At 60.0% G+C, this 15,102-nt stretch carries 14 protein-coding genes; 4 read left to right on the plus strand and 10 right to left on the minus strand.

Features of this window, described 5'->3' with window-relative positions:
- Positions 1–131 precede the first annotated feature (131 nt).
- From NSND_RS18170 to NSND_RS18180, 3 genes are read right to left on the minus strand one after another with little or no spacing between them, the layout of a single operon-like run.
- The gene (locus tag NSND_RS18170; RefSeq protein WP_080880332.1) at positions 132–947 is read right to left on the minus strand and encodes a carbohydrate ABC transporter permease; all 816 of its coding nucleotides are present in this window, start codon (positions 945–947) and stop codon (positions 132–134) included.
- Positions 944–1,855 carry a carbohydrate ABC transporter permease gene (locus NSND_RS18175; protein WP_080880333.1) on the minus strand — a complete coding sequence of 304 codons (912 nt, stop codon included), beginning with the start codon at positions 1,853–1,855 and terminating at the stop codon, positions 944–946. The genes NSND_RS18170 and NSND_RS18175 overlap by 4 nt, the downstream gene beginning before the upstream one ends.
- A complete protein-coding gene (locus NSND_RS18180; RefSeq protein WP_235000302.1) occupies positions 1,852–3,246 on the minus strand; it encodes an ABC transporter substrate-binding protein in 1,395 nt (464 codons plus the stop codon). Before NSND_RS18180 ends, NSND_RS18175 begins: the two co-directional genes overlap by 4 nt.
- A gap of 620 nt (positions 3,247–3,866) precedes the next feature.
- Between NSND_RS18180 and NSND_RS18185 the strand changes: the two genes are divergently transcribed.
- Positions 3,867–4,535 (plus strand): BACON domain-containing protein, encoded by a 669-nt coding sequence (locus NSND_RS18185; protein ID WP_200810558.1) that lies wholly within the window; start codon positions 3,867–3,869, stop codon positions 4,533–4,535.
- A gap of 42 nt (positions 4,536–4,577) precedes the next feature.
- On the opposite strand, the gene NSND_RS18190 is transcribed toward NSND_RS18185, so the two are convergent.
- The 5 genes from NSND_RS18190 to NSND_RS18205 form a co-directional block, all read right to left on the minus strand.
- Positions 4,578–5,516, minus strand: a complete 939-nt coding sequence (locus NSND_RS18190; RefSeq protein ID WP_080880335.1) for a PP-loop family protein — start codon at positions 5,514–5,516, stop codon at positions 4,578–4,580.
- A 44-nt stretch (positions 5,517–5,560) separates the two neighbouring features.
- On the minus strand, positions 5,561–5,755 hold the full coding sequence (locus NSND_RS18195) for a MoaD/ThiS family protein (protein ID WP_080880336.1): 195 nt from the start codon (positions 5,753–5,755) through the stop codon (positions 5,561–5,563).
- Between the two features lie 165 nt (positions 5,756–5,920).
- Positions 5,921–6,073, minus strand: coding sequence for a hypothetical protein (locus NSND_RS21540; protein WP_200810559.1), 153 nt, complete (start codon positions 6,071–6,073; stop codon positions 5,921–5,923).
- Positions 6,074–6,377: 304 nt separating this feature from the next.
- On the minus strand, positions 6,378–7,379 hold the full coding sequence (gene galT, locus NSND_RS18200) for a galactose-1-phosphate uridylyltransferase (protein ID WP_080880337.1): 1,002 nt from the start codon (positions 7,377–7,379) through the stop codon (positions 6,378–6,380).
- A 111-nt stretch (positions 7,380–7,490) separates the two neighbouring features.
- Positions 7,491–9,695: a glycoside hydrolase family 57 protein gene (locus tag NSND_RS18205; RefSeq protein WP_080880338.1), complete on the minus strand. Its 2,205-nt coding sequence runs from the start codon at positions 9,693–9,695 to the stop codon at positions 7,491–7,493.
- A 157-nt stretch (positions 9,696–9,852) separates the two neighbouring features.
- Here NSND_RS18205 and NSND_RS18210 point away from each other — a divergent pair, with 157 nt between their 5' ends.
- Positions 9,853–10,296, plus strand: coding sequence for a VanZ family protein (locus NSND_RS18210; protein ID WP_080880339.1), 444 nt, complete (start codon positions 9,853–9,855; stop codon positions 10,294–10,296).
- Positions 10,297–10,421: 125 nt separating this feature from the next.
- Here NSND_RS18210 and NSND_RS18215 read toward each other — a convergent pair whose 3' ends face one another.
- Positions 10,422–11,393 carry an aldo/keto reductase gene (locus tag NSND_RS18215; protein ID WP_080880340.1) on the minus strand — a complete coding sequence of 324 codons (972 nt, stop codon included), beginning with the start codon at positions 11,391–11,393 and terminating at the stop codon, positions 10,422–10,424.
- Between the two features lie 135 nt (positions 11,394–11,528).
- Between NSND_RS18215 and NSND_RS18220 the strand changes: the two genes are divergently transcribed.
- Positions 11,529–12,635, plus strand: a complete 1,107-nt coding sequence (locus tag NSND_RS18220; RefSeq protein WP_080880341.1) for an aminoglycoside phosphotransferase family protein — start codon at positions 11,529–11,531, stop codon at positions 12,633–12,635.
- Between the two features lie 73 nt (positions 12,636–12,708).
- Positions 12,709–13,482 (plus strand): nucleotidyltransferase family protein, encoded by a 774-nt coding sequence (locus NSND_RS18225; RefSeq protein ID WP_080880342.1) that lies wholly within the window; start codon positions 12,709–12,711, stop codon positions 13,480–13,482.
- A 230-nt stretch (positions 13,483–13,712) separates the two neighbouring features.
- Here the strand turns inward: NSND_RS18225 and NSND_RS18230 are convergent, their stop codons facing one another.
- The gene (locus NSND_RS18230) at positions 13,713–15,089 is read right to left on the minus strand and encodes a sigma-54-dependent transcriptional regulator (protein WP_080880343.1); all 1,377 of its coding nucleotides are present in this window, start codon (positions 15,087–15,089) and stop codon (positions 13,713–13,715) included.
- Positions 15,090–15,102 lie beyond the last annotated feature (13 nt).

Raw genomic sequence — 15,102 nt, forward strand, 5'->3', positions numbered from 1 at the left:
TGCTCACAGAATGTTCAAAAAGGCTGTCCAGCAAGGCCGCAGGAAGCACGGTGACTGAGGCGTACCCTTCGGGTATGTCGTAGGAAGACGTGCGACGAGAACGCCGCTGGCAGATCTTTTTCAACATTCTGCTAGCCTTTTACCGCCCCGGCGGACAATCCGCTCACAATCCATCGTTGACATAGCAGCACGACCACGATCAGTGGAAGGGTCGCCACCACGGAGGCTGCGGCCAGCTCTCCCCAGGGCATGGTGAATTCTCCCTGGAAGAGGGCGATGCCGACAGGAAGGGTCTGTTGCTCCGGCTGGGTCAGGATCAGGAGGGCGAAGAAAAACTCGTTCCAGGCATAGATCAAGATCAGAATCGCGGCGGTGAAAATCCCCGGGGTCGCCAGCGGAAGCGTGATCCGGAACAGAGTTGTCCAGGGCCCGCAACCATCCACGCGTGCCGCATCTTCCAACTCCGGCGGCAATTCCTTGAAGAAGCTGGCCAGAATCCAGATCGCCAACGGCAGGGTGAGGGCCACATAGGGCAGCACGACGCCCCACCGGTGGTTGAGCCCGCCGATTGTGTCGAGCAGTCGCCAGACGGGTCCGGCAATGGCCATTTGAGGAAACATCGAGACGCAGAGCAACACGGCCAGAATACCTTGTTTGCCGGGGATGGTCAGCCGGGCTAATGCATAAGCTGCCGGGATGGCGAACAGGAGAGCCAGCACAGTTGTGGCGCCGGCCACGACGACGCTGTTCAGCACATAGTCGAAGAGATGATGGTCGAAGAGGGCTGAGCGATAGAATCCCAGGTTGCCTGAGGGCCACCAGGCGGGCGGCGCGACTTCGATCTCACCTTGCGACTTGAACGACGTGAGGACAAACCAGAGGAACGGCAGCAGACTGAGTCCCACCGTACCGAGGATGCCGAGTGCGAGAAGAATCCGACGATTCATGTTCGCCTGCGCTCCAAGAGACTCGAGCCGATGGCGCGCAGGTACGTCAACGACAGCGCCAGGATCATCAGGAACACGGCTACGGAGACGGCAGAGCCGTATCCGATGCGGCCTTCCGTGAAGAGGGTTTGGTAGCCATAGAACTGAAGGACCTGCGTGGCGTCGCCCGGGCCGCCTTGGGTCATCACGAACACCAGATCGAAGACACGAAACGCATCCATGGTCCGAAATAAGAGCGCGAGCAATAGTGCCGGTTTCAGCAGCGGCAGGGTGATGTGCCAAAACCGCTGCCAGACGGTGGCCCCATCCACACGCGCCGCGTCATAGAGATCGTCGGGAATGACCTGGAGGCCGGCCAGGATCAGCAACGCGGCGAACGAGGATGTCTTCCAGACGTCCGCCAGTACGACGATGCCGAACGCCACGCCCGGATAGGCCAGCCAGGGGATATAGTCGGTGACCTGTTCGCCGAACAACAATAAGTTGGCGAACCCGTATTGGTCATTGAAGATATAGCGCCACAGTTGCGACGCGACGACTGTCGGAATGGCCCAGGGAATCAGGATCGCCGCCCGCACGAGACCACGCCCGCGAAACCGCTCATGAATCACCAGCGCAATGATCAGTCCGCAGGCCAACTCCAGCAGTGTCGAGAGGATGACGAAGGCGAGGGTGACGGCCAGCGCCTGCTGTGCTACCGGATCGCGCACCAGCATCAGATAGTTGTCGAAGCCGACGAACGGACTGCCGAGCTGCGGCAGCCCGATGAAAATATTGTGCAGGCTGAGCCAGAGCGAATCCAACACGGGGTACAGTGCGAAGACCATTGTTACGAGCAGCGCCGGTGCCACCATCGTCCAGGCCGCCAGGCTGTCGCGATTTCGCAGGATTGAGGCGGCGCGGATCATGGCGCAGCCCTCGTGAGGGCGAGTAGCCGATCGATGTGGGCGTCGGTCACGGCCGCTTCCTGCGCAAGGTCGAGGTCGTCGATGGCAAGGGCACGGCTGAAATAGCGCTGCAGCAGATGCGACAAGGCGGGATAAATCGGAGACCGCGGGCGCGGCGTGGCGGCCTGCAGCACAGTCAGGTGGTTTCGGAGTTGCGGCGCTGCTGCCAGCAGGTCGGGATCGGAAAACAGCGCCTGACGGGAGGGCGCGATGCCGGCCTCCTGGGTGAATTTCTTTTGCATGGCCTGGCTGGAGAGAAACTCGATGAGCGCCCAGGCCTCGTCTGGATGCTGCGAGTAGGCGCTGATGCCGTAGAGCCAGCCGCCGAGTGCTGCGGCCGTGCGCCCCGGAGTGAACCCGGGAAGGGGCATCACCGCGACCTGTCCGGCGATGGTCGAGCGAGTCCGGTTGTTGGCCAGTTCCCAGGCATAGGGCCAGTTGCGGTGAAAGACTGCATGGCCTTGAAGAAAGACGGAGAGGGATTCCGGTTCTTGATAGGTCAACGCCGCGCGTGATGCAAGCCGGCCGATCACCCGGTCACGAACGAACTGCACGGCGGCCAGCGTTTCGGGTCTGCCCAGAGTGGAATGTGTTCCATCCGACGTCAGCAGGCTCCCGCCGTGGCCGTCGATGAACTCCAGCAGGTTACAGACGAGGCCTTCATACTGTTTGAATTGTGCTGTGTAGCCGCGCAGGGTCGGATTGTTCCGTCGTTCCCCGGCGACGATGGCGTCAGCTTGTCGGGCGAGCTCGTCCCAGGTCGTCGGTGGTGAGAAGCCGTACTTGGCCAGCAAATCCGAGCGGTAGTAGAGCAGCCCGGCATCGATGCGACTCGGGACGCCGTAGAGATGGTCGGAGTATCGACCCACCTCGATGGTGGCGGGGAGAAACTCCTCACGCATGGCTGGAGTAAATCGCTCGTCGAGCCGTCGGGCCCACCCAGCTTCGGCAAACTCCGGCACCCAGATGACATCCATGAAAAAGACATCGACCGTGGCATCACGATTCTTCAGCTTCTGCGTCAGGAGATCGTGATAGGCCGTCGAGCTGTGCGGGGCCAGTTCGCGCACGATCGAAATATGAGGATGAGCTTTCGTGAATTCGTCGAGGGCGTCGTCCCACACGCGCGGGTGATCGGGCTTCCAGGAGACGAAACGCAGCGTGATGGGGGTCGTCTGTCCCTTGGATGGCGCTGCAGGTCCGCCGGCGATCGAATCGTTGAGCGGTGGACCGAAGAGAACCAACCAGAGCAGGAGTAGGGCCGCACGACGTTGGTGATTGGCACGCAACGGATGGCGTGGTCCGGACTGAAGAAGTGAGCATGTGAAAAAGGCGCGCACAATGCGACGCATGACAGCTCTAGCTTATACACAGTCCATCCGGTCTGTGCAAAGGCACAGGGCCTCAGCTGCAGTGGAGATGCGGCGGCCTGCCTCTTACGGGCAGTGTCTGCAGGTCGCATTGCCCTCAGATCCGAACCGTAGACACGGCACGGGTCGGGCCCGTCCTGACGCGAGACCCTTGAACCTTTGCGCCGGCACCGCCTTGTCGACGGCTCGGCACTTGCGGATCTCATCATTTTTTCTCGCGCGACGGCGAGCACAAGCGTCTCTCCAGTGCAAGTCGGCTTCTCGTGGAACATGTGGTCGACGGAATGTACCAAGTTCCTTGAGCGGCAACACATCGATAGGAGTCACCACCGCTTCCTCTTTCTCCGCACCGGAGACGAGGGGGCTGCGTGCACATTCTCTACCCGTCCTGAAGTCTCAACCCTACACCGGCCGCCCAAGCCGCGGCGGACATACACGTAAATCCTCACGAGATAGCACGATTTTCTCACGCACTTCAGCTTGGCATGATCACTGCTCTTAGAGTGTCTGGCTGGGGCAGTGGTTTGTGTCACGAGACGCGCGGTGAGCCGCTTTGCGATTGTCGAAGATGGTATTCCCTAATGTCGCACGTGGGAGGTCATATGAAACGAGGTCTGCGCCAGTGGTTCTCTTCGCCTGTGGGTGTCCTACCTCGGATGCTGGTGACCCTTGCCGTGATGCTGATCGGAAGCGTGATGATGCTTTCCGAAGCCCATGCCTTACAAGCCAGTCCGACCAGTTTGAGCTTTCAGGCCGTGCAGGGTGGTCCCAATCCATCCAGTAAGACGGTGAAGGTCTACAAGAGCAGCAGTCGAAAGGTCAGTTGGAGCGGGAAGGACAATGCCGGTTGGCTGAGTCTCTCTCCTACGTCCGGCACGCTGGGAAGTTCCACGCAGGTGACGGTGTCCGTCAATATCAGCGGGCTGGCGGCCGGAACCTATTCCGGAACGGTGACGATCACGACCAGCAGGGGAAGCACCGTGGCGATTCCCGTGACACTGAAGCTCTCAGCTGCGACTTCTTCAAGCACCACCGGCACGACGGCTGCTCTGGCGTGGAATGCCAATACCGAAAGCGACTTAGCCGGATACAAAGTCTATTCCGGAACCTCTTCCGGCCAGTATGGGGCATCGGTTGACGTGGGGAAGGCCACGTCCTATCAGTTTTCGAACCTGAAACTCGGAACGACCTACTACTTTGCCGTCACGGCGTATGATGTGAACGGGAATGAGAGCCTCCGTTCGAGTGAAGTGAGCAAGAGCATCTATTGACGGGAGCGTCAGCCGGACTATGACCAGGCGTTCAGGCCGAGCCTAACGCGGGGTCGCGGTCTTGGCTTTCGCCATCATCTTGCAGTAGGTACAGATTTCCGCAGTGGTCGGTTGGCCGCAAGTCGTGCAGGGGTGGAGCGTTCGCTGATCCTTCTCAGCCATGGATTCCGTGGCGGGCTCCGGCTTGGTCTGCTTCTCGAGAAACCCCCAGTAAAATCGTTGCTTCGTGCCGGGTGATTCCGTCTCCAGCCGGTTGAGGACCTCTTTATAGAGGATCATCTTGGATCCCTTGGCCATGGGGCATTCTTCGACGATGTAATCGATGCGATTGACGACCGCGTAGGCGGCGATCTCGCGTTCGGAAAGACGGCAAAGCGGTTTGACCTTCTTGGCGAATCCTTCGACGGAGGCCGGCAAGGTGGGGCTTTGCTTGTCCAGATATTCTTCCTGCCAGTGTAATACATTGCCCAAGAGACGCGCCGCCTCATCATCGAGATTATGGCCGGTGGCCATCACGTCATAGTCCTGTTCCACCGCAGCGCGATTGAACTGATACCGCTTGATGGTTCCGCACGTCGAACAGGTCGGGCGATGAAGGACGGTGGCCAATTCACGAATGCCGGCGCCGGCTTCCTGCTCGACGACATGCACGATCAGTTTCGCGCCATGGGCGGCGGCCACGGTGTCGGCATAGCGGCGCACCTTCCGGTGCGATTCCTCGGAGTACGCGCCGATGCCGAGATTCACATACAGCGCGTCGGCGCGGTAGCCGAGGGTCAGCAGGATATGCCACAGGGCGAGGCTGTCTTTACCGCCCGAGACGGCCACAAGGATGCGGTCCTCGGGCGTAAACATCTTGAACGACTTTATCGCGCGCGCGACCTGCTCGTGCACAAAGGTCGTGAAGCAGCCTTTGCAGAAGGCGGCATTGTGTCGCGGAAGGCTGATAACGGCTTTGGTCTTGCACTTGCCGCAATTCATAACTGTTCCGTCAATCGTGAATGGTGAGAGGAGGATCGCACAGTTCAGCCGCCGGAGATGACCGGCCGGATTTCAATCTGGTCGGCGTCGGCAAGCATTTCATCTTCCGTGACGAGTTCATCGCCCCGGATGACGAGATGCGCCTCAATCACCAGATTGAGTTCGCGTAGCAACTCCTTGGTGCGTTTGGGCCCTTTGATTTCAACCTGGCGTTGCGGGTGACTGAGATGAACAAGCATGCGCGATGATACGGCTGAGTTGTGCGGGATTGCAATCCGGTCGGGATGCTGTTGCCTGGATGTGCGCTGGTGCGGTAGGCGATTTCGGATGGAAGGAAGGGCACGCACCGATGGAGCCGCAGCAGTACGAACCTTCGCGCATAGGGTGCGACGATCTGCCGTTGGCTACTTGATGCCCGCGATGACTTGGTAAATCAGCAAGCCGACCACGCTGAGGAAGAGGAGGGCGGACCCGATTGCGAGACGCTTATATTTTTGATTTTGGAGATCCAGTTCACTGAACGTCTCGTCTTTCCATTCGAGGTTTTGCACTTTCACGATACCCTCCTACCTTCCTGGTGGTCGCTGCCTCCCCATCCCGTTACACGTGGATGAATGTCTGAATGTAGTGCGAGTGGGCGTTCGCCGTCCGGCGGCCCCCAATGCCCTGAAAAGATTACGTGGAATTTATACTTCGTCGTACTTGTGAATAGCAAGGAAAGATACTGGACAAAACTCACGTGTCACCGGAGATTTGTCCAATACGTTGTCCTTGAGGTATCGCACTCCAGAGGAACGTGAGGAAGTGATCGTACGGGAGCGGTGCCGCCGCACGATTTCCCTGGAGGCGATCCAGTGGGTGCTAGATTTCCGCGTCACGCAGGGCCTTCGCCGCTTCTTCCGGGGAGACCGGGTTGATGTAAAATCCGGTGCCCCATTCAAATCCGGCCACCTGGGTGAGTTTGGGGATGATCTCGATGTGCCAGTGATAGTAGTCCCCGGTTTTTTCGTGCAGCGGCGAGCTGTGCAGGATGAAGTTGTAGGCCGGTCGTGCCAGCACGGCATCCATCCGGCGTAACGCTTCGCCCAGCATAGGCGCCAGAAATTCGAACTGGGCGCGTTGGCATTCTTCGAAATATCCTGCGTGACGCTTGGGGAGAATCCACATTTCAAACGGAAAGCGGGGTGCGTAGGGGGTCACGCAGACAAACTCCGGGTTCTCCAGCACCACGCGGGTGCCCTCCGACGATTCCTGCCGCAGGATGTCGCAATAGATGCAGCGTTCCTTCTGCTGGAAATGCTGCCGGCATCCGTCGATTTCTTCGAGGACGCTGGTGGGCACGACCGGCAAGGCGATGAGCTGAGAGTGGCTATGCTCCAACGTGGCGCCCGCCGTGGCGCCCTGATTTTTAAAGATCAGAATATATCGCAGCCTCAGATCCTTCTTGAGGTCGAGAATCCGGTCGCGATAGGCCCAGAGTACATCCTCCACCCGCTTGGCCGGCAGGTCGGCGAGGTGTTCCTTGTGATTGGGGGTTTCGATGATGACTTCGTGGGCGCCGATCCCGTTCATGCGATCGTAGAGCCCGAGGCCTTCGCGTCCCATATCGCCTTCGACATGCAGCGCGGGAAACTTATTGGGGATGACCCGCACGGTCCAATTCGGGCTGTCCGGCTCCGAGGCATGGGGCCGATAGGCAAGGATCTCTTTCGGCGTCAGACGTTCCTGTCCCGGGCAAAACGGGCACATGGACGCAGAGGGAAGCGGCGCCGACGGCATAGACACGTCCTGGGGGCGTCCGCCCCGCTCGGTTGAAATAATGACCCAGCGGCCGACGATCGGGTCTCTTCTCAGTTCAGGCATTACTGCTCCTTGCGTCGCAAATGATCAATGATCAGTGGTGAACGGTGAATAGTGGAATCGAATAGACAGCGTTGAATTCATCATTGAGTACTGAGCATTGAACATCGTCGTTCACACTCGCCACATCGTGGCTTCAAAGTCGTCTCCCGGCCGGTTGAAGGTGGCCGGGCTGTGGTGAGGATACCGTGCGATTTCCATCCCATGTTCCGACACCGTCAGGGTCAACCGTAATTCTATGCCGATCTCGATGCCCAGTTCTTTGAACGGTATGCCCAACTCCAGAATTTTTCGCCGGCAGATCGTGCGGTAGGAGGCCCTGTCGCGATAGAGGCCGGACTCGTCCGCCCTGGAGAGCAGGAAGCTGTCCGCGCCTTCGGCCGTGAGGGCAAACGACACCTTATATTGCTGGATGCCCGAGCCGATGAACACGTCTGCAGTGCAGTGCTCCTGGCGTGTCTGGGATCGTTCATCGAGATCCAGCCGGAGGTAGAGATGTTCCCGGTCGAATCCGAAGAAAATGGAGGTGAAGAGTCCTTCGGACTTCCACATGGCCCCCAGCGGGGGCGTCGGATTGATAGTGCCGGCCCCGCGCCATTCGAAAAAATTGGAGACCATGCCGTCGAGGGTCGGGGTGATGAGCGCCAGCGGGAGTTGCACCAGGTCCAGGCCTTGCGGCGTGCGCGCCTCGACCAGAGGCTGATTCAAGATGTCGGGCGGCGTCACCCCGGCATAGGTCCAGACGTTGCGCAGGTGCGTGCGGAACAGGCGGTCGAATTCCTGTTTGTAGTCGGTATCGAAATCGTCGCCGTACCACCAGAACCAGTCGCTGCCTTCGGCGGCATAAAGTTCGTCCCAGGCTGCGCGGGCCTTGTCCGGCGCCAACGAGGGCGTGAGATCTACGAGACGGGCCCGCGTGTGCTGCAGGAGGTCCCAGCCGCGATTATCTTCCTGGTGGCCGATCCAGATTTTAAAGTCCTGGTTGATCCAGGAGCCGGAATGTAACTGTTCGAGGCGTTGAGGGGGTGGAACGGCCTCCAGGGCCTTGCTCACGGTGTTCAATTGCACGCGAATGCCATGGCCGATATGCAGTCCGTCCTGTTCAAAGGCGCGAAATAACAGGGAGAGGAAGCGTTCACCGCCGTCGTGGTAGTGCTCCCAGGGATTCTCGCCGTCGAGAATCACGGCCAGAAGCCCGTTCTCCAGCGGAATGTCGTACGCAAGGCCTCGAATTCGCCGAAGTACATCGTCGGCGGCCGATTCCGGGGTCGTCTTGTGATAGACGAAACCGAAGGCATCGGAAATATCCCGGTCGCGGAACACCATGGTGAGGGGCTGCTCCGCGGTGCCGACTGCGTAGGGCTGATAGAGATGATAATGACGATTCCAGGTCTGGTCGGCCATCTGAAGCGACCGGTAGAGGATACCTTCGTCCGTCGCCAGCCAGCGGATCCCGGTTTTGCCCAGGATGGGCAACAACTCAGGACAGACCGATCCTTCGGACGGCCAGAGCCCGGCCGGTGCACGGCCGAACGTGTGCATATGGTAGTCGATTGCCCGCCGCACCTGGGCTTCGGCATCGGCCGGAGCATGGAACCGAGCGGGCAGCGGCAGGTCCGGCCTGGCGCGGCGAGTGAATTCAGAGTCGATCACGAGCGGAAGAATCGGGTGGAAAAACGGCGTGGTGGTCAATTCGATCTGCCCACGCTCCTGGAGCGCCGTATACATCGGAACAATCTGCCGGATTGCGGTCTGTTGCAGCGCCAGCACTTCCTGCTTGTCCTCTTCCGTAAATCCTCGATTCTTTGCGCGCAACTCCGCCAGACGTGGAAAGCGCTGCAGGCTGCCGTAGCCGAACCAGGCGAGATTGTGCCAGACCTGAAGGTCCAGAAATTCCTGCGTCGAAAACTGTCTGGCCAGACGATCGAGGTCTTGCCCATGGACGTCGACGCCACGCTTCACCAGCAGCTCCTGATAGCGGGGGAAAGGCCGCACCATAGTGGCCCAGTTGGCGGAAAAGAAATGACGGATCAGGAAGGCTTTTTCAGTCGGGGTCAGCTCGGCCGCCGGGCGCTGCGCATATTCCAGGAAGAGATCGCGGACGCGGCCGGTGGAGAACTCTTCCAGTTGCAGCAGCAGCGACGGCGTGAAGTTAAAGGTCGAGCGAGCCTCCGGAAATCGCTCCAGCAGGAAGGCCATGTCGAAGTAGGCCTTGGTGGCGTGCAGACGCACCCAGGGCATACTCGCGGACCCCGTGAGCGGGTCCGTGTAATACGGCTGATGCATATGCCAGAGGAAGCAGAGTTGAATGGTTTTCATCGGGAAGTTTCTTGCAGACTCCAGGGCAGTATGTCATAGGGGTAGGAGTGTTGCAATGAAAGGGCCGGATTGAGGAGCGCCTGTTTTCTTTCCGCCCGGGTGAGAGCGATCATGCGGTACGGGATCGACTTTGGTGTGAAACGGGGAGCCTGGCAGAATGGAATCGAATCAGATGGTTTCGCGCGAGATCCGTACAGCGCCGCTGGTATCCCCTTTTTCGGTCCTGCGGTATTGGGGCCCGGTCTGTGTGTATGCCGGACTCATTTTCTTCGGGTCTTCTGTATCCAATCCGCCGGAGTCCGTTTCGTCGCTAATGGAAAAGATCTCCGACAAGATCTTGCATCTCTGCGAATATGGAGTGTTTGGCGCCTTAGCCTATCGGGCGTGCCGGCACGGAGCGGGGGCCTGGGTGGCCCGGCATGCCGTCGTCGTGGCGGTGGCCGGTTGTGCGCTCTATGGCCTGAGTGATGAGATCCATCAATTGTTCGTGCCGCTTCGTCAGGGGGACCCGCTGGATCTGGTGGCCGATTCCGTGGGTGCCGCGCTCGGGGCCTGGACCTGGCGTCTCATGGAACGGCGTGCTGTTCAGTCATCTCTGTAGCCTCGACGCGTTTCGCCCGATCCTGTCCCATCGATTCTTGCCGCGGTGTTTCTCCGATCCTGGCTCTTTTCCCTGCATGATGACGATGCAGATGGTCCGCTGAGCCTGCCTTGCGTTTCCAGCTTCTACCAGGCGTAGGCCTCGGGGGCTGCGCCGCCGGGGCCGGGAAAGATGGTGTCCAATGTCTTGAGGCTGTCCGGAGTCAGCGTCAACTCCAGCGCCGGAAGTGCGGTTGTCAGTTGCTCCATGGTGCGTGGGCCGATGATGGGGGCCGTCACAGCCGGTTGATGAAGAAGCCAGGCGAGGGCGACGGTGGCCGGCGTGGCATTCACGGTCTTGCAGAACTGCTCATAGGCTTCTAGCTTTGCGCGATGGGTCTCGATGTCTTTCCGGACGTCTTCGTCTGCACGCCGCCCGGTTGTGTGCGTGCTCAGCGCCCCTCCCAGCAGGCCTCGCGCCAGGGGGCTCCAGGGAATGATGCCGATCCCATAGGCCTGACAGGCCGGGATGACCTCCAGTTCGACGGTTCGCTCCAGGAGATTGAAGAGACTTTGTTCCGAGATGAGCCCGAGAAAGTGGCGCGACTTCGCCATCTCTTGCGCCTGCGCGATGTGCCAGCCGGCGAAATTGCTGCTGCCGACGTACAGCACCTTCCCTTCGCGGCAGAGTTGTTCCATCGCCTGCCAGATTTCCTCCCAGGGGCATTCACGATCGATGTGATGCATCTGGTAGAGGTCGAGATGGTCTGTCTGCAGACGCCGGAGACTCTCTTCGCACGCGCGTTTGATATGCAAGGCAGACAGGCGCGACTGGTTGGGCCAGTCGCCCATGCGGCCATAGACCTTCGTGGCCAGCACAATTTTCTCTCGTCGCCCGCCGCCTTGGGAAAGCCAACGGCCGACAATCTGCTCCGTCACCCCTTCGCCGACTTTCCATCCATACACGTTGGCGCTGTCGAAAAAGTTGATGCCCCGTTCGAGTGCCTGGTCCATGATCGCAAAACTGTCGGTTTCGGAGGTCTGCGGTCCGAAGTTCATGGTGCCGAGACAGAGGCGGCTGACGCGTACTCCTGAACGGCCGAGATGAACGTAGTGCATAGGCGTCTCCTTCGTGTAGAGAGGATAGGATACCGGCCCGTGGTCGAGGCTGACAACCGCTCGGCGGACGAGGGTGCATGCAGGAGGTGACTTTCTGCTGGCAGTTCAGCAAGGTTTGGCTATAATGCCGATCGTATGACAACGACAAATCCTGCCGCTCCCGCGGCACCGCTTGCCCCGCCGGATCTTGCACGAATCGCCAAGACAGTTGCGACCAAGCTGCCGTTTCGCGGCGATGTGACGGGGTTGACCCCGCTCGCCGGTGACGCATCGAATCGCCGATACTTCCGGGTCGCCTTGAAGGGGAAGCCCTCGGCATTGATCCTCATGCAGTTGGCCGATCCGGAAGGATTCAAGAAATCGGAAGAAGCCGTCAGCGGCGCGTCCGTGCAAATTGCAGAACTGCCCTTTACCAACGTGCTCGCGCATCTGCAGCGGACCGGTGTCACCGTCCCGCAGTTGCACTATTACGATCGGGAGGCCGGCCTCCTGTACTTGGAGGATTTCGGGGATCTGACGTTGGCAGAAGCCTGCCGCGATGCGGATCGTGCCCGGTTGGTTTCGCTCTATCGTCAGGCGATCGATCAATTGGTGCTGCTTCAAGTGAAGGGGACGCAACCGCCCGCCCCCGGCTGTATCGCTTTTCACCGGCGATTCGATGTGTCGTTGTTGATGTGGGAGTTCGACCACTTTCTGGAATACGGGATTGCCGCGCGGTTGGGGCAGCCTATGAAACCGGCCGATGACGCGGCCGTGCGCGCGGCGTTTCAGCGTATCGCCGAATTGCTGGCCGGGCAGCCGCAGGTGTTCGTCCATCGCGATTACCATTCACGCAATCTCATGGTCGATGGAGCCCGCCTCGGTATCATCGATTTTCAGGATGCCCTCATGGGCCCGGCGACCTACGATCTGGCCTCGTTGCTGAAAGATGCCTACATCGAGTTGGATGATGCGGTGGTGGATGGGCTGGTCGATCATTTCCTCGATGGCCTTGCCGCCCAGGGGCAGGGCTGGGCGGATCGGGCGGCGTTACGCCGCCTGTTCGACTTCACCAGTATTCAACGCAACCTCAAGGCCGCCGGCCGGTTTGTCTATATCGACCGGGTCAAACACAACCCGAAATTTCTCGCCGACATCCCTCGCGTTCTAGGCTACGTGAAACGGAATTTATCCAAATACCCCGAGCTGGCCACATTACGTCAGCACTTGGCGCCCTACGTAGCCGAGCTGCAAGAGGCGTGAAACGGGCTGTTGAAGAACGATCCCGTATTGCGGCGCTTCACGTTTCACGAGTCACGCTTCACGGTTACTCCAAATGAAAGCCATGATCCTCGCCGCGGGCCTTGGAACCAGGTTGAGGCCCCTCACCGACGTGACGCCGAAGCCGCTCCTCCCGGTGGCCGGCACGCCGATGATCGTCTGGAATCTGCTCCTCTTGAAACGGCATGGTATTCGCGAGGTGGTGATCAACCTGCATCATCTGGGTGCGATGATCCCGCAGGCGCTGGGCGACGGCTCAGCCTTCGGGATGCGACTCATCTATTCGAATGAGCCCGTGATTCTCGGTACCGGTGGCGGGATCAAGCAGGCGGCGCCACATTTTCACGGCGAGCCCGTGTTGATTCTGAACGGCGACACGCTGTTCGAACTGGATCTCGGCGCATTGATCGCGTTTCATGTGGCGCAACAGGCTGCGGCGACCCTGGTGCTGCGGCAGGACCCCGAAGCCGCACGGTGGGGGCTGGTCGAGGTGACGGACCGCGGTGAGGTGGTTCGGATCACCGGGCGCGGTCGTACGGAGACGATACCGACGACCGGCCGCATGTTTGCCGGCATCCATATTCTGCATCCGCGTTTGTTGCGTGATGTGCCGGTGGGGAAGGAATCTTCGATCATCGATGCCTATGTGCGTGGCATTCAGGAAGGGGAACGAATCCTCGGGTACGATTTCAGTGGCTACTGGAGCGATGTCGGCACGCCTGAACGGTATGCGCAAGCAGAACGGGATGCGGCAGCCGGGTTGCTGACTCTCGCCTCCAGAACGTCGGATGGTTTGCCTGGCGGAATGTCCGTGAAGCGTGAAGCGTGAAGCGTGAAGCGTATCTCGTTGGGGATGGGAGCCTGTGGCTCGCGACAGGAGCGGAGCTGTTCAGTAGGATCCATGTCGCGTCGCTGTACGTTTTCGGTGAAGCAGGATGGTCAAAACGGCCGTTCAGCAAGGCCGCAGCGAGCGAAGGGCCAAGGCGTACCCTTGCGGTACGTTGAGGTTCTGAATGAGGCGAGAACGAAGCTGACGGTCGTTTTCACCATCCTGCCTGGTTACTCGTCGGGAGTGGACTTTCGCTGCTTAATCAGTCGCGCAAGATAGGTTCGCTGCAGGTCTAGAAACTCCGCCGCTTTCGTCTGGTTCCCCGCCGCTTTTTCCAATGCCCGCTCAATGATATAGGCACTGTGGGCTTCCATGGACTCATGGTACGTGAGGTTCAGGTAGGGAAGCCCGTGTTCCGAGCTACCTTTCCCTGCTGCGTCGTCGGGAGACAGGGCCAGAAATTCAGGTTCGATGACGTCGCTGGGACTGAGCACCACGGCGCGTGAGAGGACGTTATCGAGTTCGCGGATGTTGCCGGGCCAGGGATAATGGGTCAACGCGGCGCGCGCCGCAGGGCTCAGCGAGACTCCGGGACGCTTTGCCTCGTAGGCATGGCGCTTGAGGAAGAACTCGGCCAGCCGCACGATATCTTCGCTCCGTTCCCGTAACGGCGGGAGCGTAAAGCTGACGACGTTGAGCCGGAAAAAGAGATCTTCCCGGAACTGCCCCGCCTTGACGGCCTGCTTGAGATCCTTGTTGGTCGCGGCGACGAAGCGAATGTTGACGGAGACCGAGCGGGTGCCGCCGACTCGTTGAAATTCCTTGTCTTGCAGCACGCGCAGGAGCTTAGCCTGCAGCGGCAACGGCATGTCCCCGATTTCGTCGAGAAACACCGTTCCCCCCTCCGCCATTTCGAGCTTGCCCTTTTGAAGCCGATCTGCGCCGGTGAAGGCGCCGCGCTCGTGGCCGAACAGTTCGTTTTCGAGCAGCGTTTCCGTGAGCGCCACACAATTGATGACGACCATGGGCATGCTCTGGCGCGGACTCCATTGGTGGATGGAGCGCGCGAAGAGTTCCTTGCCGGTGCCGCTTTCCCCGAGGAGGAGAATGCTGGCGTCCGAGTTGGCGGCGCGACGCGCGGATTCGATGATGGTCTTGATCTTCGGGCTGTCGCCGACGATGGTGGCATACCGGTTCTGCACGTCCGATTGAAGGGCGGCCACCTGCCGCTTCAGGGAGTCCCGCTCCAGCGCTTTTTGAATCACGATCAGGAGATGGTCTTTTTCGAGCGGCTTCGTCAGGAAGTCGTAGGCCCCGTGGCGCATGGCTTCCACGGCGTCAGGGATCGTGCCGGCGGCGGTCATGACAATGACGGGGATGTCCTCGGATTGCTTGTTTTGGGCCATGCGCTTGAGCACGTCCATGCCCTTGAGACGGGGCAGGTAGAGGTCCAGCAGCACCAGGTTCGGGGATTCCTGCTCGATGAGCTCGATGCCGCGCAGGCCGTCGGAGGCCGTCAGCGTTTTATAGCCGCCCGCGTCGAGACGATCCTGCAACATCGTGACGATGTCCTGGTCGTCGTCGACTATGAGAACCTTGGCCTTCATCGGTATCGCGACC

The organism is Nitrospira sp. ND1, assembly GCF_900170025.1.
GTDB lineage: Bacteria > Nitrospirota > Nitrospiria > Nitrospirales > Nitrospiraceae > Nitrospira_A.